The organism is Rhodococcus sp. 05-2256-B1 (assembly GCF_002258465.1).
Lineage (GTDB): Bacteria > Actinomycetota > Actinomycetes > Mycobacteriales > Mycobacteriaceae > Rhodococcoides > Rhodococcoides fascians.
This window is the reverse complement of sequence record NZ_NOZA01000034.1, coordinates 16,853-39,978: the sequence shown is the minus strand read 5'-3', so window position 1 is coordinate 39,978 and position 23,126 is coordinate 16,853. Positions and strand designations below refer to the sequence as shown.

The 23,126-nt window shown below is 64.5% G+C and carries 22 protein-coding genes and 1 riboswitch; of the genes, 6 read left to right on the top strand and 16 right to left on the bottom strand.

The window, feature by feature from the left end:
- Window positions 1-15: 15 nt before the first annotated feature.
- Together sdhA and CH285_RS23490 are read left to right on the top strand one after the other, a co-directional pair.
- Entirely contained in the window at window positions 16-1,767 is a 1,752-nt protein-coding gene (gene sdhA / locus CH285_RS23495) for a succinate dehydrogenase flavoprotein subunit (RefSeq protein WP_027496418.1), read from the top strand.
- Window position 1,768: 1 nt separating this feature from the next.
- The gene (locus CH285_RS23490; protein ID WP_027496417.1) at window positions 1,769-2,551 is read left to right on the top strand and encodes a succinate dehydrogenase iron-sulfur subunit; all 783 of its coding nucleotides are present in this window, start codon (window positions 1,769-1,771) and stop codon (window positions 2,549-2,551) included.
- Window positions 2,552-2,612: 61 nt separating this feature from the next.
- On the opposite strand, the gene CH285_RS23485 is transcribed toward CH285_RS23490, so the two are convergent.
- The 4 genes from CH285_RS23485 to CH285_RS23470 form a co-directional block, all read right to left on the bottom strand.
- Window positions 2,613-3,818: an acyl-CoA dehydrogenase family protein gene (locus CH285_RS23485; protein ID WP_094642955.1), complete on the bottom strand. Its 1,206-nt coding sequence runs from the start codon at window positions 3,816-3,818 to the stop codon at window positions 2,613-2,615.
- 85 nt (window positions 3,819-3,903) lie between these two features.
- Window positions 3,904-4,707 carry an ATP-binding cassette domain-containing protein gene (locus CH285_RS23480; RefSeq protein ID WP_032371015.1) on the bottom strand — a complete coding sequence of 268 codons (804 nt, stop codon included), beginning with the start codon at window positions 4,705-4,707 and terminating at the stop codon, window positions 3,904-3,906.
- 2 nt (window positions 4,708-4,709) lie between these two features.
- Window positions 4,710-5,768: an ABC transporter permease gene (locus tag CH285_RS23475; protein WP_032366677.1), complete on the bottom strand. Its 1,059-nt coding sequence runs from the start codon at window positions 5,766-5,768 to the stop codon at window positions 4,710-4,712.
- 27 nt (window positions 5,769-5,795) lie between these two features.
- Window positions 5,796-6,746 (bottom strand): substrate-binding domain-containing protein, encoded by a 951-nt coding sequence (locus CH285_RS23470; protein WP_032367238.1) that lies wholly within the window; start codon window positions 6,744-6,746, stop codon window positions 5,796-5,798.
- A gap of 260 nt (window positions 6,747-7,006) precedes the next feature.
- Between CH285_RS23470 and CH285_RS23465 the strand changes: the two genes are divergently transcribed.
- Complete coding sequence (locus CH285_RS23465; RefSeq protein ID WP_094642954.1) at window positions 7,007-8,323, top strand: D-alanyl-D-alanine carboxypeptidase family protein; 1,317 nt, start codon at window positions 7,007-7,009, stop codon at window positions 8,321-8,323.
- Window positions 8,324-8,366: 43 nt separating this feature from the next.
- Here the strand turns inward: CH285_RS23465 and yhjD are convergent, their stop codons facing one another.
- The 9 genes from yhjD to CH285_RS23420 all read right to left on the bottom strand — a co-directional run bounded on the left by yhjD (window position 8,367) and on the right by CH285_RS23420 (window position 16,430).
- On the bottom strand, window positions 8,367-9,386 hold the full coding sequence (gene yhjD / locus CH285_RS23460) for an inner membrane protein YhjD (RefSeq protein ID WP_032383966.1): 1,020 nt from the start codon (window positions 9,384-9,386) through the stop codon (window positions 8,367-8,369).
- A gap of 86 nt (window positions 9,387-9,472) precedes the next feature.
- The gene (gene trpS / locus CH285_RS23455; RefSeq protein ID WP_032383967.1) at window positions 9,473-10,513 is read right to left on the bottom strand and encodes a tryptophan--tRNA ligase; all 1,041 of its coding nucleotides are present in this window, start codon (window positions 10,511-10,513) and stop codon (window positions 9,473-9,475) included.
- Window positions 10,514-10,652: 139 nt separating this feature from the next.
- Window positions 10,653-11,459, bottom strand: a complete 807-nt coding sequence (locus CH285_RS23450; protein ID WP_027496409.1) for an exodeoxyribonuclease III — start codon at window positions 11,457-11,459, stop codon at window positions 10,653-10,655.
- A gap of 52 nt (window positions 11,460-11,511) precedes the next feature.
- Entirely contained in the window at window positions 11,512-12,414 is a 903-nt protein-coding gene (yidC, locus tag CH285_RS23445) for a membrane protein insertase YidC (RefSeq protein WP_094642952.1), read from the bottom strand.
- A 63-nt stretch (window positions 12,415-12,477) separates the two neighbouring features.
- Window positions 12,478-12,867, bottom strand: coding sequence for a DUF6412 domain-containing protein (locus CH285_RS23440; protein WP_052053778.1), 390 nt, complete (start codon window positions 12,865-12,867; stop codon window positions 12,478-12,480).
- A 61-nt stretch (window positions 12,868-12,928) separates the two neighbouring features.
- Window positions 12,929-13,213: a DUF6412 domain-containing protein gene (locus CH285_RS23435; protein ID WP_032371020.1), complete on the bottom strand. Its 285-nt coding sequence runs from the start codon at window positions 13,211-13,213 to the stop codon at window positions 12,929-12,931.
- Window positions 13,214-13,255: 42 nt separating this feature from the next.
- Window positions 13,256-14,611 (bottom strand): DUF4153 domain-containing protein, encoded by a 1,356-nt coding sequence (locus tag CH285_RS23430; RefSeq protein ID WP_255032434.1) that lies wholly within the window; start codon window positions 14,609-14,611, stop codon window positions 13,256-13,258.
- Between the two features lie 173 nt (window positions 14,612-14,784).
- Window positions 14,785-15,759 (bottom strand): HAMP domain-containing sensor histidine kinase, encoded by a 975-nt coding sequence (locus CH285_RS23425; protein ID WP_032371021.1) that lies wholly within the window; start codon window positions 15,757-15,759, stop codon window positions 14,785-14,787.
- Window positions 15,756-16,430 (bottom strand): response regulator transcription factor, encoded by a 675-nt coding sequence (locus CH285_RS23420; RefSeq protein ID WP_032371022.1) that lies wholly within the window; start codon window positions 16,428-16,430, stop codon window positions 15,756-15,758. Before CH285_RS23420 ends, CH285_RS23425 begins: the two co-directional genes overlap by 4 nt.
- 135 nt (window positions 16,431-16,565) lie before the next feature.
- On the opposite strand from CH285_RS23420, the gene CH285_RS23415 reads away from it, so the two are divergent.
- Window positions 16,566-17,621: an ABC transporter substrate-binding protein gene (locus CH285_RS23415; protein ID WP_032371023.1), complete on the top strand. Its 1,056-nt coding sequence runs from the start codon at window positions 16,566-16,568 to the stop codon at window positions 17,619-17,621.
- A gap of 3 nt (window positions 17,622-17,624) precedes the next feature.
- Here CH285_RS23415 and CH285_RS23410 read toward each other — a convergent pair whose 3' ends face one another.
- Window positions 17,625-18,764: an MFS transporter gene (locus tag CH285_RS23410; protein ID WP_032367243.1), complete on the bottom strand. Its 1,140-nt coding sequence runs from the start codon at window positions 18,762-18,764 to the stop codon at window positions 17,625-17,627.
- 371 nt (window positions 18,765-19,135) lie between these two features.
- Window positions 19,136-19,258, top strand: a riboswitch (SAM riboswitch).
- Window positions 19,259-19,412: 154 nt separating this feature from the next.
- Between CH285_RS23410 and CH285_RS23405 the strand changes: the two genes are divergently transcribed.
- Window positions 19,413-20,762 (top strand): bifunctional o-acetylhomoserine/o-acetylserine sulfhydrylase, encoded by a 1,350-nt coding sequence (locus CH285_RS23405; RefSeq protein WP_080729313.1) that lies wholly within the window; start codon window positions 19,413-19,415, stop codon window positions 20,760-20,762.
- Between the two features lie 8 nt (window positions 20,763-20,770).
- Window positions 20,771-21,904, top strand: coding sequence for a homoserine O-acetyltransferase MetX (gene metX, locus CH285_RS23400; RefSeq protein WP_027496400.1), 1,134 nt, complete (start codon window positions 20,771-20,773; stop codon window positions 21,902-21,904).
- A gap of 20 nt (window positions 21,905-21,924) precedes the next feature.
- Here metX and CH285_RS23395 read toward each other — a convergent pair whose 3' ends face one another.
- Together CH285_RS23395 and CH285_RS23390 are read right to left on the bottom strand one after the other, a co-directional pair.
- The gene (locus CH285_RS23395) at window positions 21,925-22,170 is read right to left on the bottom strand and encodes a DUF3017 domain-containing protein (protein WP_045842095.1); all 246 of its coding nucleotides are present in this window, start codon (window positions 22,168-22,170) and stop codon (window positions 21,925-21,927) included.
- An 82-nt stretch (window positions 22,171-22,252) separates the two neighbouring features.
- A complete protein-coding gene (locus CH285_RS23390; RefSeq protein ID WP_032400121.1) occupies window positions 22,253-23,110 on the bottom strand; it encodes a bifunctional methylenetetrahydrofolate dehydrogenase/methenyltetrahydrofolate cyclohydrolase in 858 nt (285 codons plus the stop codon).
- Between the last annotated feature and the right edge of the window lie 16 nt (window positions 23,111-23,126).

Genomic DNA, 23,126 nt, shown 5'->3' with positions numbered 1-23,126 from the left:
GACACTGACGCTTACATGCAGGAACATCGTTACGACGTACTGATCGTCGGCGCAGGCGGTGCCGGAATGCGTGCTGCGATCGAAGCCGGACCCCGTGCTCGGACAGCCGTATTGACCAAGCTCTACCCCACCCGCTCCCACACCGGAGCAGCTCAGGGCGGCATGTGTGCCGCCCTGGCCAACGTGGAGGAAGACAACTGGGAGTGGCACACGTTCGACACCGTCAAGGGCGGCGACTACCTCGCCGACCAGGACGCGGTGGAGATCATGGCCAAGGAGGCCATCGACGCCGTCCTCGACCTCGAGAAGATGGGTCTTCCGTTCAACCGGACGCCCGAAGGAAAGATCGACCAGCGACGCTTCGGCGGCCACACCCGTGACCACGGCAAGGCACCCGTTCGTCGCGCGTGCTACGCAGCCGACCGCACCGGTCACATGATTCTGCAGACGCTCTACCAGAACTGCGTCAAGCACGACGTCGAGTTCTACAACGAGTTCTACGCGCTCGATCTCTGCCTGACCGAGACGGACGACGGGCCGGTTGCCACCGGCATCATCGCCTACGAACTCGCCACCGGCGAACTGCACATCTTCCACGCCAAGTCGATCATCTTCGCGACCGGCGGCTCGGGACGTATCTACAAGACGACCTCCAACGCGCACACTCTGACCGGCGACGGCATGAGCATCGTGTTCCGCAAGGGACTTCCCTTGGAGGACATGGAGTTCCACCAGTTCCATCCGACCGGACTCGCAGGCCTGGGCATCCTCATCTCCGAGGCCGTCCGCGGCGAAGGCGGCATTCTGCGCAACGAGTCGGGTGAACGCTTCATGGAGCGGTACGCCCCGACCATCAAGGACCTCGCTCCGCGCGACATCGTGGCGCGGTCGATGGTGCTCGAGGTTCTCGAGGGACGCGGCGGTGGTCCCAACAAGGATTACGTCTACATCGACGTCACCCACATTCCCGAGGAAGTTCTCGACGAGAAGCTCCCCGACATCATGGAGTTCTCGCGCACCTACCTCGGTGTCGACCCCGTCAAGGAGCCGGTGCCGGTCTACCCGACCTGTCACTACGTCATGGGCGGTATCCCCACCAAGATTCGCGGTGAGGTGCTGCGCAACAACGAGGACATCGTCCCCGGCCTGTACGCGGCAGGTGAGTGCGCCTGTGTGTCGGTGCACGGCGCGAACCGTCTGGGAACCAACTCGCTGCTCGACATCAACGTCTTCGGTCGTCGTGCGGGCATCGCCGCGGCCGAGTACGCCAACTCGGTGGACTTCACCCCGCTCCCCGAGGAGCCGGCGAAGATGGTGCAGGACTGGCTCGAGCTGATCCTGTCCGACCACGGTCACGAGCGGGTGGCCGACATCCGTTCCGAGATGCAGCAGTCGATGGACAACAACGCGTCGGTCTTCCGCACGCAGGAACGCCTCGAGACGGCGCTGAAGGATGTGCGCGCCCTCAAGGAGCGCTACAACCACATCACCGTCGCGGACAAGGGCAAGCGCTACAACAGCGACCTGCTCGAGGCCATCGAACTCGGCTTCCTGCTCGAGATGGCCGAGGTGACCGTCGTCGGAGCGCTCAATCGCAAGGAATCACGCGGCGGACACGCTCGCGAGGACTTCCCCGATCGCAACGACGCCGAGTACATGAAGCACACCATGGCCTACAAGGAGGGCGAAGGTTTGCTCACCGAGATCCGCCTGGACTACAAGCCGGTAATCCAGACCCGCTACGAGCCGATGGAGCGGAAGTACTGACATGAGCGCACCCACACTGGACAAGAAGTCCGAACAGAACGATCTGCCTCCCGTGCCCGACGGCGCGGTCATGGTCACGCTCAAGATCGCTCGTTTCAACCCCGAGAGCGGCGACGGCCAGTACTGGGACACCTTCCAGGTCCCCACGCTGCCCACCGACCGTCTGCTCAACCTGCTGCACTACGTCAAGGGCTACCTCGACGGAACTCTGACGTTTCGTCGCTCGTGCGCCCACGGCGTCTGTGGCAGTGACGCGATGCGCATCAACGGCGTCAACCGTCTCGCCTGCAAGGTGCTGATGCGCGACATGCTGCCGAAGGATTCGTCGAAGACCCTCAACATCACCATCGAGCCCATCCGTGGCTTGCCGGTGGAGAAGGATCTCATCGTCAACATGGAGCCCTTCTTCGACGCGTTCCGCGCCGTGAAGCCGTTCCTCATGACGACGGGCAACGAGCCGACCCGCGAGCGCATTCAGTCGGCTGCGGACCGCGCCCGTTTCGACGACACCACCAAGTGCATCCTGTGTGCGTGCTGCACCACCTCGTGCCCGGTGTTCTGGAGCGACGGAAGCTACTTCGGTCCGGCGGCCATCGTCAACGCGCACCGGTTCATCTTCGACAGCCGTGACGAGGGTGCCACCGAGCGTCTGGACATCCTCAACGACGTCGAGGGTGTGTGGCGCTGCCGCACCACGTTCAACTGCACCGACGCATGCCCTCGTGGCATCCAGGTGACCAAGGCCATCCAGGAAGTCAAGCGCGCACTGCTGTTCGCTCGCTGATCTCCACGGCTACGACGAAAGCGCCCCTTCGCAGACGCGAAGGGGCGCTTTCGTCTGTCCGTCACACGAACGCGCTGTAACCCGTCACGCCGCGGCCGACGATGAGGTTGTTGATCTGAGCGGTGCCCTCGTACGAGTACAACGCCTCGGCATCGGAGAAGAACCTGATGACTTCGTGCTCGATGAGAATTCCGTTGCCGCCCATGATCTCTCGGGCCCATCCGACCACCTCGCGCAGACGCGTCGTGCAGAACGTCTTCGCGAGCGCCGCATGCTCGTCGTGATGAACTCCGTTGCCCTGCAGTTGTGCGACGCGAACGGCCATCCCCAGAGACGCGGTGATGTTCGCCGTCATCCGCGCGATGAGATCGGCAATGAGCTGGAACGAGGCGATCGGAGACCCGAACTGCTCCCGTTCGCGCGCGTAGGCGACGGCTCGCTCGTAAGCGCCCATCATGACGCCGACGGCTTGGAACGCCACTCCTCCGCGGGTCAGCCGAAGCACCTTGGCGGTGTCGGCGAACGAGTTGGCCTCGGCCAGCTTGTTGGCGACCGGGACGCGGCAGTTCTCGAGATGAACGTCGGCGTTCTCCACTGCGCGAAGCGAGTACTTCCCCTCGATCTTCTCGGCCCGGAACCCCTCGAATTCCTTCTCGACCACGAAGCCCTTGACCTCGCCGTCCGCCTCGTCCTTGGCGAAGACGATCGTCAGGTCCGCGAAGGTCGCATTACCGATCCATCGCTTGCTTCCGTTGAGAATCCAATGGTCTCCATCGAGGCGAGCCGTGGTCTCCAACCCGCCGGCGACGTCCGATCCGCCGTGCGGTTCGGAGAGTCCGAACGCGCCGATCGTCTCCATTCGGCGCATGGCGGGCAACCACCGCTCGCGCTGTTCCTCGGACCCCAGAATCGAGATACTGCTCATCGCCAGCGAACTGTGCACGCTGAACATCGTTCCGGTGGACGGATCGACCCGCGCGAATTCCATCTCGAGCCAGCCGGTGAGTAGTTTGCGGGAGGCCTTGCGGTCGTCAAAGGTGTATCCCAGACCCGCGATTTCGAGTTCGGCGATGGCCGGCATCAGGTGTACCGGTGACACGGCCTTCTCCCAGAACTCGTTGGCTCGCGGCGCAACCTGCTCCTGGAGGAACCGGCGGGTACGCAGCACCACGTCGACTTCGGCCTCGTCGAGCAAGCCCTGATACCCGTAGAAATCCGATTCGAGGAAGTCCGGCGACAGTGGCCCGAGGGGCTCGTGCTTGCTCATGGTCGACTCCTTCGTCCGGTGCCGCGCTCGGGCACCACTACTGCTCTTCTACCCGCCGCGCCCCTGTCTCACCCATCGCGGGTCGTCAGCGACCGAGTTCGTGGGTGAGGGTTGCGAGCTCCTGGCCCCCGGCCATTTCGGTCGTGAGCTCGTCGAGCGAGATGTCGTCGTAGGTGCAGTCCAATTTCTGGCGGCCGCGGTCGAGCAGGACGAAATGATCGCCCACCAGGTATGCGTGGTGAGGATTGTGGGTGATGAACACGACGCCCAGTCCCTGCTCTTTGGCGGCGGAGATGTAGCGCAGCACCATCCCGGATTGTTTGACTCCCAGCGCCGCGGTCGGCTCGTCGAGAATCAACACACGGGCTCCGAAGAAGATCGCGCGCGCAATTGCCACGCATTGCCGCTGACCGCCGGACAGCGCCCCGATGGGGGCATCGACGTCGGGCAGATCGATGCCCATCTTGCGCAGCTCTTCGATGGTCGTCGCGCGCATGGCGTTCGTGTCCAGAGTCTTGAAGAATCTGCCCTTCGTGAGCTCCTGGCCGAGAAAGAAGTTGCGCCACACCGGCATCAGCGCGACCACGGCAAGATCCTGGTAGACCGTCGCGATACCCAGGTCGAGAGCATCCCTCGGCGAGTCGAACGTCCTCGGTGTGCCGTCGACGAACAGCTCCCCCTCGGACTGCTTGTGCAGGCCCGCCATGATCTTGATCAACGTGGACTTGCCTGCGCCGTTGTCACCGAGAACTCCGGTGACCTCACCGGCACCGACGCGTAGGTCGATTCCGTGCAGCGCAACGATGTTGCCGTAGTTCTTGCCGACGTTCTTCAGCTCGATGAGCGGCGCCGACGGCGACTGGACGGGCTGGTCCGAGGAGGTAGTCATGCTCACCTTTTCGCCGCGTAGTTACGGAAGGAGTTGTTGGCGATCACGGCGAAGAGGAGCATCGCGCCGAGAAAGAACTTGAACCAGTCGGGATTCCATCCGGCATACACGATGCCCTGGTTGGTCATTCCGAAGATGAACGCACCGATGAAGGCTCCGACGGCGGTGCCGTACCCACCCGTGAGCAGACACCCTCCGATGACTGCCGCGATGATGTAGAGGAATTCGTTGCCGACGCCTTGGCCGGACTGCACGGTGTCGAACGCGAACAGCAGGTGCATCCCGACGAACCACGCGCAGAACCCTACGAACACGAACAGGCCGATCTTGACCTTGGTCACCGGAACACCGACGGCCCTGGCCGATTCCTGATCGCCGCCGACGGCGAAGATCCAGTTACCGATGCGAGTTCTCATGAGCACCCACGTGGCCACGAGTGTGAACACGACCCACCACACGACGGTGATACGGATGGAGACCCCGAACAGCGAGAACGACGAAGAGAACACGGCCTTCGCCGAGTCGAAGCCCTGCATGTCCGAGATCGACGGGGTCGCAACCTGTCCGGTGACGAGTTTGGTGACGGCCAGATTGATGCCGGTGAGCATCAGGAACGATGCCAGCGTGATCAGGAACGACGGAATTCTCGTCTTCGTCACCAGATACCCGTTGACGAAGCCGACCGCCGATGCCAGGCCCAGCGCCAGCACAGCTCCGGTCCACACGTTGAGATGCAGGTTGTAGGCGAGCATCGACGCCATGATCGAGGAGAACGTGACCGCGACCCCGGTGGACAGGTCGAACTCGCCGCCGATCATCAGCAGCGCGACACCGATCGCCATGATTCCGATCGTCGACGACGCGTACAGCACGGTGGCCAGTGCTTCGGGAGACCGAAACGGCGGCGCGACGATGCAGAAGAAGACGAAGATGGCGATCGCACCGAACAGGGCACCCATCTCTGGGCGAATCAGCAAGCGCTGCAACGGTTTCTGTTTCTTCACCCGCTCGTCCAGGATCACGGCGTGCGTTCCCGAAGCCGGGTCGGCCTGTGTTGGCATGATGTTCCTTCCGCGTCCGGACGACGCTCAGCGAGTTCCGTTGCGGGCGTACTCGGCGATGGCCTCGATGTTGGTCGAGTCGACGAAGGCCGGGCCGGTGAGCACCGGGGTGCCGCCGCCGATGGTGTTGCCGTTGTTGAGGTAGAGCCACAGGGAGTCGATGGCGAGATAACCCTGCAGATAGGGCTGCTGATCGATGGCCCAGGCGACGTCACCTGACTCGATCGCGTCGACGAGGGCCGCGTTGGTGTCGAACGTGACGACGGTGGCGTCGCTACCGGCATTGGTCTTCGATTGCACCGCGGTCAGTGCGATCGGGGCTGCGAGCGCTACCACGTGATCGATGCTCGGGTCCTGCTGGAGCTTCGCGGTGATCGTCGCCTCGACCGACGGCATGTCCTTGCTGTTGACGTTCAGAATTTCGGTGCTGCCCCCGGTGAAGCCCTGTCGAACTCCTGCGCAGCGCGCTTCGAGCGCTACTGCACCCTGCTCCTGGATGATGCACAAGGTCTTTCGCGCACCGTCTTCGGTGAGCCGCGCCCCGGCAGCCCTACCCGCGATGGTTTCGTCCTGACCGAAGTACTGCTGCACCCCCATTGCGCTCCACGCGTCGTAGCCGGAATTGAAGGCGACGACCGGGATGCCCGCTGCGGTTGCCGCCTCGACAGCCGGAGCCATGGCCTCGGGCTTGGCCAGTGTCAGAGCGATGCCGTCCACCTTCGAGTCGATCGCGCTCTGAACGAGATTGGCTTGATTGGGTGCCTCCGGATCGGCCGAGTAGCGGAGCTCGATGTTGTCCTTGGCGGCTGCGGCCTCGGCTCCCTTTCGGATGAGATCCCAGAACGTGTCGCCCGGTACCTCGTGCGTGATCATCGCTACCGTCGCCGCAGGCGTGTTCGCCACTCCCGCATTGCTGCCGTTGTCGGTGGATCGTGGAGCCCCACCGGTGCTCGAACAGGCCGTCAGCGTCAGCACCATCACCAACCCGAGTGCGACACCCGCCCCACCGGCGCGGCGTCGAACCGAGCGGAGCGAGCCGGTACGGGCCGCCTGTCGAAATGTCATCCGGGTTCCTCTCGGGCGACCGAGCTGTCGGTAGTACAGCTCGGCGGATCACTGTCTGTACAACGTAATGCCGATCACAGACGATGGACGTAGTTTGGCAGGGCCTTCGAACCGGCCCGCTCCCCGGTGGGTCGCGGCCTCGGTGACCTTTGCAGCGCCTATGGTAATTCGCGATGAAAAGGACTCGAAAGTTCGTAGCCGTGTGGGCGACAGCTCTCGCTCTCGCCGGCGTCGGCAGCGGCCCGGCATCGGCGCAGCCGGCAGTCGAGCCACCCGTCGCATCGACGACGCCACCGTTCACGACGCCGAACACCGACGCGTGCCCGTTCGCGGCCTCTCCGCCCCCGGCGATCGATTCCTCGGAAGTTCCGGCTCCGGGTAGCGCTGCGCCACAACCGGTTCCGATCCCGGCGGACCCGGTGGGCGGATCCCGACTGGCCGAGTGCGGCGCGATCGTGCCGGACGGCGCGCCCCCACTGCCCGCGGACATCTCGGCAACCGGGTTCGTGGTGGCAGATCTCGATTCCGGATCGGTCGTGGCCGCCAAGGATCCACACGGTCGGCACCGACCGGCGAGCACGATCAAAATACTGCTCGCCCTCGTCGCTCTGGACGAGCTGGACCTCGGCAAACAGATCACCGCAACGGCCGAGGACGCCGACGCGGAAGGCAGCGCCGTCGGCATCGGCAAGAACGGTGTCTACACCAATCTGCAACTGTTGCAGGGCCTGGTCATGGCGTCGGGAAACGATGCCGCGCATGCCTTGTCGGCTCAGCTGGGAGGTGACACCGCGACCGTCGAGAAGATGAATGCCAAGGCAGCAGAGTTGGGCGCGCTCGACACACGGACCGCGACTCCCTCCGGCCTGGACGGGCCCGGCATGGCCAGCTCGGCCTACGACCTGGCACTGTTCTACCGGGAGGCCATGCGCAATTCGACCTTCGCGCAACTGATTTCGACCGAGAACGTGCAATTTCCCGGCTATCCGAAGGATCCCACGATCCCCGACGACCAGGACCGCCCCGGTTTCACGCTGTCCAACGACAACCAGCTGCTCTACAACTATCCGGGCGCTCTCGGCGGCAAGACCGGCTACACCGACGATGCCCGGCAGACCTTCGTGGCGGGTGCCGAACGCAACGGTCGCCGTCTGGTCGTGACGCTCATGAAGGGTGACGTGCTACCGATCCGGCCGTGGGAACAGGCCGCTCGGCTGCTCGACTACGGGTTCGCCCTGGATACGAGCAGCAGCGTCGGCGATCTGGTCGAACCGGATTCCACGTCGCCGGTGACGAGTACACGTGCGACCGGCGCGGTGCCGACCCTTGCTCGACCCCCTGCGTCGGCGTCGAGTGCCGAATCGGGTACCCGACAATCCGATCTGCAGGCGCAGGGCGACACGGTCGTGCGCATCGCAATCGGGGTCATCGGTGCACTGGTCGTGGCCGGTTTGCTGTGGGGCGCACGCACACTGTCTCGCCGCCCCTGAACTCCCCCGCCGCCTCTCACATTCGCAAGTAGGTTGCCTCGGATCAGCGTCGCCGATTGCGAAGTCCAGCGATACCCAGAGCGGCCAGAGCGCCCGCGCCCACCAAGGCCAGACCACCCTTGACACCCGGGCCGTCGCTCACCTCGACCCGGGTGTTGATCACCGCGGGGTCCGGTGCCGGCACATGAGCGTCAGCAAGGCTCTCCCGAGTGGTGGCTGCGAACGCAGTCGAGAACAGCACCAACCGCGACGTCGTGAACACGAACACCAACAGACCGATGATGGGACCGAACACGACTCCGGCGGGCCCGCTCGTGACGGACGCGAGGTAGATCGCGCCGAGTTGCTTGAAGATCTCGAAACCGACTGCGGCCAACAGTGCACCTTTGGCCGCACTGCGCCACGACACCGGTTCGCGCGGCAGACGTGAGATCACCCAGGTGAACAGCGCCCAGGTTCCGGCAAGCGCGAGCAGTATCGAGAAGACCCGCAGCGCCACTCCGACGCCGGGAACGGAATCGAGGTTCAACCATTCGAGAATGCCACGCATGACGCCGCCCCCGGCCAACGCGGACAGCCCGAGAGATAGCACCAGTGCTGCTCCCAGGCCGAGCAGAGCCGCGAGGTCCTTGGCCTTGGTCGCAAGGAATCCGCCCGCCTCGTGCTGGCTTTCCCACATCGCGGTCAGGGCCTCACGCAGATTGGCCACCCATCCGAGCCCCGCGTACAGCGCGCCGAGCAGGCCGATGACACCGACACCGGTACGGGACTCGATTGCGGTATCGATCAGCGAGCTGATCGTCTCACCGAAGCTGCCCGGGACATTCTCCGCGATCTGCGACTGAATCTCGGCAAGCCATTCGGGCTGATTCACCAGTACGAACCCGGCAACGGCGAATGCAACCATCAGCAGCGGAAACAACGCCAGCACACTGAAATACGTCATCCCCGCGGCGTAGTAATCGCCCTTCTGCCCCTGATACCGCTGGGCGGCAACAACAGTGTGATCCAGCCACGGCCACCGAGCACGCCGATCGTCGAGCATGGCCTTGAAATCGGGCATGGCACTCACCTTTTCGCTGTCGTCGGCGGCTGTTCGGGCCGTGTCCTCGAAATGTCGTGTAGCGCGAATATCGTGTACTGACAGGGCTATGCGCCGGGAGGAAGGAACCCCACCCTGTCGTACACCTGAGCCAGCGTTCTGCTCGCGACCTCCCTGGCTCGATCCGCACCGACAGCGAGGAGGCGATCCAATTCGGCTACGTCGGACATGAATCCGTCCATTCGTTCGCGCAGCGGAACCACGAACTCGGTCAGCACGTCGGCAGTGTCGGACTTGAGATCGCCGTAGCCCTTGCCTGCGTAACCGGCGACCAGATCATCGATGCTCTTCCCGGACAGAGCGGACTGAATCACCAGAAGATTGCTGACGCCTGCCTTGTTCTCCGGATCGAAGACGATATCGCGTTCGTTGTCCGTCACTGCCGAACGAATCTTCTTCGCGGACACCTTCGGATCGTCCAGGATGTTGACGATGCCCGCCGGATTCGACGACGACTTGCTCATCTTCGCCGTCGGATCCTGCAGGTCGAAGATCTTGGCCGTGCCCTTGATGATGTGTGCATCGGGAACCACGAAGGTCTTCTTGAACCGCGAGTTGAACCTCTGCGCCAGATCGCGAGTCAACTCCAGATGCTGACGCTGATCCTCGCCCACCGGAACGAGATTCGGCCGGTACAGCAGGATGTCCGCGGCCTGCAGAATGGGATAGGTGAACAACCCGACGCTGGTGTGATCGCGACCCTGCTTGGCGGACTTGTCCTTGAACTGCGTCATCCGGCCGGCTTCGCCGAACCCGGTGATGCAGTTGAGAACCCACGCCAACTGCGCATGCTCGGGAACCTGGCTCTGCACGAACAACGTCGACTTCTCGGGATCGATACCCACCGCCAACAGTTGTGCGGCCGCTATCCGGGTGCGCCGGCGCAATTCCTTCGGGTCCTGCGGAACCGTGATCGCATGGAGATCGGGAACGAAGTAGAACGCATCGAACTCCTCCTGCAACTCCACCCAGTTCCGCACAGCACCCAGGTAGTTACCGAGATGGAACGAATCCGCCGTCGGTTGGATGCCCGAGAGCACCCGACGACGCGGACCCTGCGACGTGTCGATCGAGTCAGGAGAAGACATGCGGCAATCTTTTCACGCCGTCCCCGACCCGTACCCGTTGCCTTGCCACACCAGTCACTCCGCAGGCTCCGCTCCTAGCAACCCGGTCACTCCGCAGGCTCCGCTCCTCACCACACCGGTCACTCCGCAGGCTCCGCTCCTAGCGGTAGCGCACCGTCACCGGCGCGTGATCGGACCACCGCTGGTCGTACGCCTCCGCTCTCTCGGTGACGGCTTCTTTCGCACGCTCGGCCAGATCACTGGTGGCGAGTTGGTAGTCGATGCGCCACCCGGCGTCGTTGTCGAACGCCTTGCCGCGGTAGGACCACCAGCTGTACGGCCCCTCGACGCCGGGGTGCAGCTCACGCACGACGTCGGTCCACGGTGACTTCTCGGCGAGCAATCGCGATACCCACTCACGTTCTTCGGGCAGGAATCCCGACTTCTTGCGGTTGGTCTTCCACGACTTCAGATCCGCTTCGGTATGGGCGATATTCCAGTCGCCGCAGACCACGACGTCGCGCTCGGCGGACGTCGTTGCCTTGGCGGTCTTGGCGAGATACTTCGCGAACGCAGCCATGAAGCGTTCCTTCTCGTCCTGTCGGTCGGTCCCCACCTCGCCCGACGGCAGGTACAGGCTCGCCACGGTGACGTCACCGTAGTCTCCTTCGATGTAGCGACCCGCGTCGGCGAATTCCGCGACTCCGATGCCGGTTCTGATCGCCTCCGGCGCTGCCCTCGACAGCAGGGCCACACCGTTGCGTCCCTTCGCCGACGGTTCCGCCGACGCCAGATGCCATCCCGCATCGAGGGCCGGGGCCAGTGCTGTGGTCAGCTCGCCGTCGTTGGCGCGCGTCTCCTGAAGACAGATGACGTCGGCATCGGTGGCCTCGAGCCACGGAAGCATGCCCTTGCGAACAGCCGCGCGGATCCCGTTGACGTTGACAGTGGAAATAGTGATCGGCACGCCGACGACCGTAGCGGAGGCCACCGACAACCGGCAGGTGGCCTCCGCAGGCTCACCTTCTCTTCGGTTTGGCTCCTGGCTTCGGAGCCGTCACCACCGATGCCACCTTCGGCACCGCGACCGGCTCCCGGTCGATCCGTCGGTAGACGATGTGCTGCTGGGCGTAGGTCCAGATGTTGTTGCTCACCCAATAGAGCAGCACCGCAACGGGCAGCACCGGGCCACCGATCAGCACCCCGGCCGGAAAGACCCACAGCGCGAGTTTGTTCATGATCGCGGTCTGCGGGTTCGCCGCGGCGGCCGCATCCTGACGCGCGATCGATGCCCGGGAGTTCAGGTGGGTAGCCACCGCGGCAACGATCATCAACGGCACCGCGACGACCGCGATGCTCCAGACCGACGGCACCCCACCGAACGGACCGAACGCTTCGAGAACATCTCGAGAGCTACTGACGGCAGCGGAGATCGGTGCGCCGAACAGCCGCGCGTCGAGAAACGACTGCACATCGCCCGCACCGAACACGTAGTTGGCTGTACTCGCATTCTCCTGCGCCGACATACCGAGATGCCCGAACCCGGTTCCCGTCCGGTTGAACGAGCGCAACACGTGCAGCAGACCGATGAACACCGGTGCTTGCGCGAGCAGCGGGAGGCAACCCATCAGTGGGTTCACACCGTGTTCCTTTTGCACTGTGCGGATTTCCGTGGCCTGTCGAGCCCGGTCACCGGAGTACTTCTTCCGTACCTCCTCGAGCCTGGGTTGGAGTTTCTTCATGGCGAGCTGTGAACGAATCTGACCCACGAACGGCTTGATCAACAGCGTTCGTAGCGTGAAGACCAAAAATACGACGGCCAAGGCCCAGGCGACGCCGTTGTCGGGGCCGAGCACGAAACCGAAGACCCGGTGCCAGAACCACAGCACCGCGGAGACGGGGTAATAGACGAAATCGAGCATGATGGAGTGCCTCACTGAGAGAGAAATCGGTCGGATGACGTCTCGACCGGATCTCGCAGTGACTCAGCGGAACTGGAGCCACCGATCCGGTCCGTGAACCGATCCGGGTGCTCTCGGCATAGGGCGACCTGGCGCGTCGGGTTGCTCTTGTCTGCGGTAGGCCCCACGGAGTCTGCCGCCGTCGGATCCGGCGGTTGTGGACGCGGGCGGCACCACGACGAGGATGTCGGCCGATGCACCCGTCACCAGCAGTGCCGCAGCCACCAGCGCACCGAACATCGCTATCTGGGCCGCGGGCTGGGCATCGACGACGGCGAAGACGACCAGCAGAACTGCCGTCACTCCGACGAGGGTGACCACTGCGGCTCGCCACGGCGACACCGCACGCCTGGAAATTACGTCGAATGCAGCCGTCGAATCGAGACGGCGGGTGGCGTTGTCGATGGACAACATAGTGATTCTCCCGATGAACCTCGTGGACCAGGGGCACGTGAGGTGTGGGAGAGCTGTCGAACTACAGCGCTCCCACCAGGAGACCGGGTGCTCGCGGCTGCGGGCGACCGGGTGCGTCGGGGCGATGTTGACGTCGGAACGAGCCACGAAGGTGGCGCTCCTCCGCATTCGGTCCGACGTTCGACGGACGGTACAGAAGGCTCAGCGCCCCGGCACGATGCGCGTAGAACACCGCCGCCGCCAGAGCAGCGACGATGATCAGCGCGAGATCGGCCGGTCCGGCCGGAGTAGTCAGCAGCAGCGTGAAGAGCAGCACCGACGTGACGACGAGGTTCTGATAGCCCATCGTGCACCTCCGTCCTTACGTCACCGATCGTCGAGTCGTTGCTCAGGGTACAGATACCGTCGGGTCTGTGCACTGGTACCAGCTGTCTCCCCAGGAGACCGGGCCTCGGGCCTGAACACACTTACGCACACGTTCGGGCAGGCGATCGAGTTCGGAATCTGCGTCCGCCGACAACCCGCCGAGGTAGAACACGTCGATCCGCCCCGTCTCCTCGAACCGTTCGACGTTCTGCCGCGCGATGTATGCGTCCGGGTTCACGGCCGCGAGGGCGAGAACGGTCAGCACTGCTCCCACACCGACTGCTCGCGGAAGCCAGCGACCCGACATACGTACGCCCGCGACGAGCAGCAATACGAACACCGAACCCAACCACCATTCGACGGCGGTGACGAACAGCCGCAGGGTGGTGTAGCCGTACTGCTCCTCGTACAACGACATTCGATGCAACGCCGACGCCACGATCACCACCGACAGTGCGCACAGCGCGCCGAGCAGAACCCGCAATGCAAGTCGGTCGCGTAGGTCCGTTCGTTCGGCCTTGGTCACGGTGACCGCGATGACGAGCAAGGTCAATACCGTCACCGTCAGCAACTGCCAGAATCCCTGCCGTGCGTACTCGGCGTTGGTCAAACCTTCGGTGCTCAGAACGTGTCCCTGGCCGCCGAACAAGCTCGGAATCTGAAAGGCGACGAACACGCCGAACAGGCCGACGACAGCGCCGAGCGGTATTGCCCACTCCCACAACCGAAGTGTGCGACGCGGTGTTGCCGCCAGGCGGTCGAAGCGCGGCGGATGCACGGCCACGTATGCGGCGGCGAGCGCACCTGCGGCCGTCAGTACGAATACGACCACTCGCCCGAAAATCGATCCGAGATCGAACTGCGGAGTGACCGAGCCCAGAGCATCCGCGAAACGTCGATCCGCCGCCCCGAACAGCGCGGCGAACACCACACAGAGCGCGACGGTGACGGCGGCGACCACGCCGATTCGGATCGGCTTGGGCCCGTCGAGATCGATGGTTCCCGCCCCTCGTAGCGTCCACCGCACGACCCGCAAGGGCAGCAGCAGCGGCAGCACGGCGCCGAGAGCGATGCCCGTCCAAGTCCAGGCCCGCGAGAGAACCACCGACCCGACGACGACAGCAAGGGCAACGGACAGAGCGACGATCCACTCCGCCTCTCGTAGCGCCGCGACGCTGGACAAGGCGAGGACCCCCGCCACACCCACCCACTCCCACGGCGACAACGACGCGCGTCGTACCGCTACGACGACAGCCATGATGCTTGCGGCAGTGATGGGTACGCCGAAGTTGTTGTAGCCCAATACCACTGCACTGACGAGGCCGGCAGCGAGCGCTCCGACAAGTGCCGCGCGGGGTGCCTTAGAGTGTCGCAGCACCGGCCAGGTTCGAGGGCTCCACAGCGATCGACGAGGCCGCGTTCTGGGGTGCATGGGTATTCCGATCGTGGTCATGGCTGTCATCCATTTCTGTGTTCGAGGCATGCCGAACCGCGGCTGCGGTCCAGGGACGAGCAGTCGAGGTGAGTGGGTGTGTGAGAGAAGGTGGGTCGTCAGCGCCCGGGGATGGCCACTCGGATGTGGCAGCCCGATTCACTGTCGAGAACGTCGATGGTCCCGCCGTGCAGTTCGGTGGCCCACCGCGCGATTCCGAGTCCGAGACCTGTTCCGCCGTCGGTGGATCCGCCGCGTGTGAACCGGTCGAACACCGCGTGACGGTCGGCCGGTGCGATGCCGGGACCCTCGTCGCGAACATCGAACGCGAACCGGTCCCCGGTTCGATGCGCCCGGATACTCACCGTGCCCGACTGCGGCGAATGCCGTACGGCGTTGTCGACGAGATTGGTGATCACCTGCGTCATTCGAGCGCGATCGGCGACGACCGTCCCGGCACCGGGTGAGACGACGATCGATACTCGTTCTCGGTGAACGCCGGTCGCCTCCTCGAGGAAGGGGCGCACCGGGAATTCCGTCGGGGCGATGCTCAGCACTCCGCCCTCGACCCTCGACAGATCGAGCAGTTCGGTCACCAGGTTTCCCAGTCTCTCGGTCTGGCCGAGAGCCACCGACAACGTAGCCGGGTCGGGTTCGGTCACCCCGTCGACCATGTTCTCGAGCACTGCCCGCAAGGCAGCGATCGGAGTCTTCAATTCGTGGGAGACGTTTCCGATCAGCTCGCGGCGGTACTTCTCGGCGGCTTCCAAGTCGCTCGCCATGGTGTTGAATGCGGTGGCGAGCTCGCCCACCTCGTCGCGGGACGTGGCACGCACCCGGGTCGAATAGTCGCCTCGCGCCATCGCTTTGGCTGCCGAGGTCATCTCTCGCAGGGGCGACGTCATGCCGTGCGCGACGAATTGTGTTGCGGCCAAGGACACGATCAATGCGGCGAGAAGTGTGTAGCGAAACTGCCAGCCGGCCCCGATCCAGAAGACGACACTCGCCAGCACGAGCACGATGCCCACCACGAGCGAGACCTTGAGTTTGAACGACCGCAAGGGATCGAGCGGACGCGGCAGCATCGGCCTCATCGTGGTGCCTCCACTGCATAACCGACGCCGTGGACAGTACGAATCAGGTCGCCACCGAGCTTGCGCCGCAACGCTTTCACGTGACTGTCGACGGTACGACTGCTGGCCGAATCGTCCCAGCCCCACAGTTCCGACAGCAGGGTCTCCCTGGACACCGCCGTGCGAGGCCGAGCGGCCAGATATGCCAGGATGTCGAATTCGGTTCTGGTGACGTGGATGTCGCCCGCGTCGGTGGAGACGCGTCGCTCCCGGTGATCGATGTGCACGTCGCCGATTCGAGTGGTGTACTGCTCGGGAGTGACGACGCGTTCGGCACGCCGGATGAGAGCATGCACACGTGCAACCAGTTCGCGCATGCTGAACGGCTTGCCCAGATAGTCGTCCGCACCGACGCCCAGCCCGACGAGCATGTCGGTCTCGTCGGACTTGGCCGTCAACATCAGTACCGGTACCGGCCGGGACGCCTGGATGCGTCGACATACTTCGAGTCCGTCGAAACCGGGAAGCATCAGATCCAGCACCACCACGTCGGGGTCGATCCGGCCACACACCTCCACCGCGGACGGGCCGTCTGCGGCGGTGACCACGTCGTACCCTTCGCCTCGCAGTCGAGCGGCCACGGCGTCGGAGATCGTGGGTTCGTCGTCGACTACGAGAACTGTGCGGCTCATGAGAATTGACCCTAGAGGTCGGACATGGAGGACTTCGTCGGGAAATGTGGAGGTTCGGTGAAGGTTGACGTGAATGTCTGACTAAGGGTGGGCTACCCTTCCTTTCGATACCCGCCCTGACGAAAGGCCCATTCGATGCGTATCCGACCACTTCGGAGAACTTCGGCGGTGTGCGCGATCGCGCTGACCACGGCGGGACTACTGAGCGCCTGCTCGAACTCCGACGGCGCATCCGACGGTGCCGACTCCCCCACAACCGGAACGTCCGCCTCCGGCGTCTTCCCCGTCTCGGTCGAGCATGCGTTCGGCGAGACCGTCGTTCCCGAGGAACCCACCCGCATCGTGGTGGCGGGATACACCGAACAGGACACGGTGTTGGCCCTCGGCGTAATCCCCGTCGGAGTGACGGAGTGGTACGGCGACCAGCCGTACGCGACCTGGCCCTGGGCTCGGGACGCGCTGGGAGATGCCCAGCCCGAGGTGCTGACCAACAACGGCGACGGCTTCGAGACCGAGAAGATCGCCGCCCTCGAGCCCGATCTGATCATCGCCACCAACGCCGGTCTCACCGCGGACAGCTACCGGACTCTGAGCAACATCGCACCCACGCTCGCCCAGTCCGACGCGTCGACCGCCTACTTCGAGCCCTGGGACGTACAGGCGGAGAAGATCGGCCGGGCAATGGGCAAGAAAGCCGAAGTGGACGGACTCATCGACGGTGTGAATCAGAAGTTCGGCGATGCCGCGGCGGCTCACCCCGAATTCGCAGGCAAGAAGGCGATCTTCCTGCAGAACGCGTTCTACGAGGGCAAGGCCATCGCGTACCAGGACGGTTTGAGCACCGACTTCCTGACGAAGCTCGGTTTTGTGATCCCCGACGACATCGACGCGTTCGTGCCGGCCGACGGCAGTGCGCAGGCGAGCATCCCGCTGGAGAACCTGTCGGTCCTCGACACTGCAGATGTGCTGATCTGGGGAACGGAGAACCCGGGCGATCGCGGCCAGTTGGAGAAGGAACCGGTGTACAACGCTCTGCAGCCGGTGAAGGACGGCAACCTCGTCTTCACCGATGGGGTGACGGCGGGGGCGATCTACTTCACGAGTGTGCTGAGCCTGCCGTACGTGATCGACAAGGTGGCTCCGGCAATGTCCGAGGCGCTCGGCGGAACCGCCACCACCATCACGTCCTGACTCTCATGCCGCCGAGCGCTTCTCCATCCACATGGCGACGGACAGAACGCCCAGGCCGGCAACAGCGAGTCCCGAGCCGACGGCGGCCGGTGCCGTGTAGCCGAGACCTGCGGCGATCACCGCACCGCCCACCGCGGCTCCGATGGCATTGGCCAGGTTGAACGCCGCGTGGTTGAGTGACGCGGCGAGAGTCTGCGCGTCCTCCGCCACGTCCATCAGACGGGTCTGAAGTCCGGGGACGACGGACGAGCCGGACGCACCGATCAAGAACACCAGAAGCAGCGCGGTCACCGGGTTGTGAGCCGCGACGACGAAGACGGCCAGGGACACTGCGGTCGCGGCCAGCCCGATGAAGGTGCCCTTGAGCTTGTACTTGTCGGCCAACCAACCGCCCGCGTAGTTGCCGGCAACCATGCCGAGGCCGTAGATCATCAATGCCACCGGAACCAGTGCACGGGCAAGGCCTGCGACGTCGGTCAGGGTCGACGCGATGTACGTGTACACCGCGAACATGCCGCCGAATCCGACGATGCCGACGAACAGGGTCATCCAGACCTGGCCACGGCGGAGGGCACCGAGCTCGGTGATCGGGCTGGTGGTCGGCATGGCGTCGAGTCGCGGCATCCACAGGACCAGCGCACTGACTGTGAGCAACCCGATCACGGCGACGAGCGCGAATGCGCTTCGCCACCCGAGGGCCTGGCCGATCCAGGTCGCCACCGGTACACCGACGACGTTCGCCACCGACAGACCCATCATCACCATCGCGACGGCTTTGGCTCGTTTGCCCGGCTCAGCGAGGTGCGCAGCCACCAGTGCGGCAACGCCGAAATACGCGCCGTGCGGCAGACCGGCCACGAACCGGGAGGCCACCAACTCGTTGAAACTCGGCGCGAAGACCGTCCCGAGATTGCCGAGCGTGAACGCCACCATCAGCGCCAGCAACAACATGCGCCGAGGAACACGCGCCGCAAGAGCAGCAATTGTCGGCGCACCGACGACGACGCCGAGTGCGTAGGCAGAGATCATGTGACCGGCCGACGGCTCCGAGATTCCCATCGTCGTCGCGATGTCCGGGAGCAGACCCATCGACGCGAATTCGGTGGTGCCGATACCGAAGCCGCCGATGGACAGGGCCAGCATGGCGAGCCTGCGGCGGGTCGAGTGCGGTCGATGGCCGACACTCAAGCCACTCGACACCTTGCCGCGCACGGCGCTGACGTTTCTGGCGAGAGCGGAATCGGTGACAGTCACAGCAGAACAACCTTCGTAAGCAATCGGATTACAGAGCGGGCCAGGGGCTGGTGGATCGACGACCTGGTAAATCGACGACCTGGTGGATCGATTCAGTACAGCCCGACCGGACGGCACAACGTTCGTCGTGTTCATTCTCTTCCCCGAGGCGACCGGTTTTCGAGTCGCCGGGCGGTGATTGTCCTCACCAGAGCATCTGCTCGAGGGTCGTGAGCGCCCTCGTTCCCCCGAGACACCCGTACCCGCTAAGATTCCTGCCAGGTCATGAGTGCCAGCATCGAGCCCCGGCTTGCTGGCCGGCAACCCTCCAACCGCGGTGGGGTGCCCCGGGTGAACGACCAGGCCGATGCAACACATCCGTGTCGTATCGACAAGCGCGGGTCCGCTCCGAAGCGGACCCACTGATCTTCGGTCCCCACGGGCCGAGGCATGTCAGGAGGTTCTCATGTGTTGCTGTACCGATACGCCCCGTAACGCTCGAGTTCTCGAGCTTCATTCGACAGAAAACACGTCTGAGAAAACGGAGTATCACCAGCCATGACCGATTCGACCCCCGACGTCGTCGACGCCACCGGAGCACCTACCGAGGATCCGTTCACCGATCCCGCAGCCGACTGGAGCTTCGAGACCAAGCAGATCCATTCGGGTCAGACACCGGACGGCACCACCAGGGCTCGTGCGTTGCCCATCTACCAGACCACCTCGTACACCTTCGACAACACCGATCACGCGGCCGCACTGTTCGGCCTGGCGGAACCGGGCAACATCTACACCCGCATCATCAACCCCACACAGGATGTCGTCGAGCAGCGCATCGCCGCTCTCGAAGGGGGCGTCGCAGCACTTCTGCTCGCGTCGGGCCAGGCGGCAGAAACGTTCGCCATTCTCAATCTCGCCGAGGCGGGCGATCACATCGTCTCGAGCCCGCGGCTCTACGGCGGCACGTACAACCTTTTCCACTACACGCTTCCCAAGCTCGGGATCACCGTCTCGTTCGTCGACGATCCGGACGATCTCGAGCAGTGGCGCGCGGCCATCACACCGTCGACCAAAGCGTTCTACGGTGAGACGATCTCCAACCCGAAGAACGACGTTCTCGATATCCCCGGCATTTCGGCGATCGCCCACGAGAACGGCATTCCGCTGATCGTCGACAACACCGTCGCGACGCCGTACCTGCTGCAGCCGCTGAAGCACGGTGCCGACATCGTGGTGCACTCGGCGACGAAGTACCTCGGCGGTCACGGCACGGCGATCGCGGGCGTCATCGTCGACGGCGGAACGTTCGACTGGACGCAGGGCCGTCACCCCAACTTCACCACCCCGGATCCGAGTTACCACGGTGTCGTCTTCGCCGATCTCGGCGCTCCGGCCTTCGCGCTGAAGGCGCGGGTGCAGTTGTTGCGCGACATCGGGGCTGCGGTGTCACCCTTCAATGCGTTCCTGATCAGCCAGGGCCTCGAGACGTTGAGTCTTCGAATCGAGCGGCACGTGGCGAACGCGCAGAAGGTGGCCACCTTCTTGGCCGGTCGCGACGACGTCGTCTCGATCAACTACGCCGGACTCGAGTCCTCGCCCTGGTACGAGCGCGGGCAGCAGCTGCTCCCGAAGGGGCAGGGCGCGATCATCGCGTTCGAGCTGAAGGGAGGAGTGGACGCGGGCAAGAAGTTCGTCAACGCTCTCACTCTGCACAGTCATGTGGCTAACATCGGAGACGTGCGTTCTCTCGTCATCCATCCCGCGTCCACCACGCATTCGCAGTTGACCCCGGAAGAGCAGTTGGCCTCCGGCGTCACTCCCGGCCTCGTGCGTCTGGCCGTCGGTATAGAAGGAATCGACGACATCATCGCCGATCTCGAGGTCGGCTTCCGCGCGGCGGCGTCTTGAGCCACAGTTTGAACACAGGCGTTCGTCCGGAGGCGGTCCTTCCGTCTCCGGACGGGCGGTTGGGAACCATCGACATCGGTGGTCTCGATCTCGAGAACGGTTCTCACATTCCGCACGTGACCGTGGCGGTGCAGCGTTGGGGCGAGATGGCGGCCGATCGCAGCAACGTCGTGCTCGTCGAACACGCGTTGACCGGCGATTCCCACGTTTCGGGACCGCCGGATGCCGACCACGTACTGCCCGGTTGGTGGAACGGGATGGTCGGACCGGGCAGCCCCATCGACACCGACGAATGGTGTGTCGTCGCCACCAACGTGCTCGGCGGATGCGGAGGCACCACCGGGCCGAGCAGCATCTCCCCCGACGGCACCCCGTACGGTTCTCGCTTCCCGGAAATTTCGATTCGCGATCAGGTGGCGGCAGAGGTCGCGGTGGCCGACGTTCTGGGCATCGATCGGTTCGCCGCCGTCGTGGGCGGGTCGATGGGTGGCATGCGCACCCTCGAATGGATTGTGGGACATCCGGATCGGGTGGGTGCCGCGCTGGTGCTCGCCGTCGGTGCCCGCGCGACAGCGGACCAGATCGGGACGCAAACCACCCAGATCGCTGCGATCAAGGCCGATCCGGGTTGGCTCGGCGGCAATTACCACGACACCGGCACCGCCCCGACCGCCGGACTCGGGATCGCTCGTCGCATCGCGCATCTGACGTACCGAACCGAGAGCGAACTCGACATTCGGTTCGGAAACTCTCCGCAGAACGACGAGGACCCGTGGGCCGGCGGCAGGTACTCCGCGCAGAGCTACCTCGAGCATCAGGCCGCCAAACTGGTCAATCGATTCGACGCGGCGACGTACGTTCTTCTGAGCGAAGCGATGAACCGCCACGACGTGGGCCGAGGACGCGGCGGAGTCGCCGAAGCCCTTGCATCCGTGCCGGTTCCGACCATCGTCGGGGGCGTCGATTCCGATCGCCTCTACCCGCTTCGACTGCAGAAAGAAATTGCGCGTGAACTCCCACAGTGCCGGGGGCTCGAAGTGATCCAGTCGCGAGACGGCCACGACGGATTTCTCACCGAGGCCGATTCGGTGGCGAAGTTGCTGGCCGAGACGATGGAGCTCGCCCGCCTCGGACGGCGCTGACCCGAGTCGATCGGTCTACGTCAGTCCGTCCCCAGGGGATCGATCGACAGCGACAGAAAGACGATGGCGCCGCCGACGCCTCCCAGCGCCAATACGTCGAATCCCCTGCTGCGCACCTTCAGGGTGCCGACGCGTGACTCGGGTAGGCACAGTCGCAGCAACGCTGCCACCACCGCTGCGCACCCGAAGATGAACGAGCCGCGCCGCCAACGGTCGGCGAGAACCAGGACCAGCGCGGCGAGCACGATGATCGACACCACGACCATCGGTAGATTCCGAGCGAGCGCCGCTCGGAAACCCGGCACGTGATCGCCTCGCGCATCCTGTACGTCGTTCACCTCGGCTCGCTCAACTCTGGGCCGCAGTGCGTTCGGCTCGCTCCACGACATTGGACAGCAGAAACGCGCGCGTCAACGGCCCGACTCCACCGGGGTTGGGCGACAGGAAACCGGCCACCTCGGCGACGTCGTCCGCGACGTCTCCGCGCAATCCGTCCTCGGTGCGGGTGACCCCGACGTCGAGCACAGCCGCCCCGGGCTTGACCATGTCTGCGGTGATCAAGCCGGGAACCCCGGCGGCCGCGATGACGATGTCGGCGCGGGAGACCTCTGCGGCAAGATCACGAGTTCCGGTGTGGCACAACGTGACCGTCGCGTTCTCCGAACGGCGGGTCAGCAGCAGTCCGATCGGTCGGCCCACCGTCACACCGCGGCCGATGACCACAGCGCGCGCCCCGTCGAGTGCGACGTCGTAGCGCCGCAGCAAGTGGACGATGCCCCGCGGGGTGCACGGCAATGCGGCGTCCTTGCCCAGCACCAAGCGGCCGAGGTTGATCGGGTGCAGACCGTCGGCATCCTTGTCGGGATCGATGCGCTCGAGCGCGGCGTTCTCGTCCAGATGCTTGGGCAACGGAAGCTGCACGATGTACCCGGTGCAGTCGGGGTTGGCGTTGAGCTCGTCGATGACCGCTTCGAGTTCGGACTGAGTGATATCCGCGGGAAGATCGCGTCGGATGGAAGTGATGCCCACCTTCGCGCAGTCGTTGTGCTTGCCCCGCACGTATGCGGCAGAACCCGGATCATCTCCGACGAGCACCGTCGCCAGGCCGGGAGTGATGCCCTGCTCCCGCAGACGTGCCACACGGGCGGTGAGGTCGACGAAAATCTCGTCACGAGTCGCTTTGCCATCGAGGATCGTTGCAGTCACCGGGCCATTGTTTCAG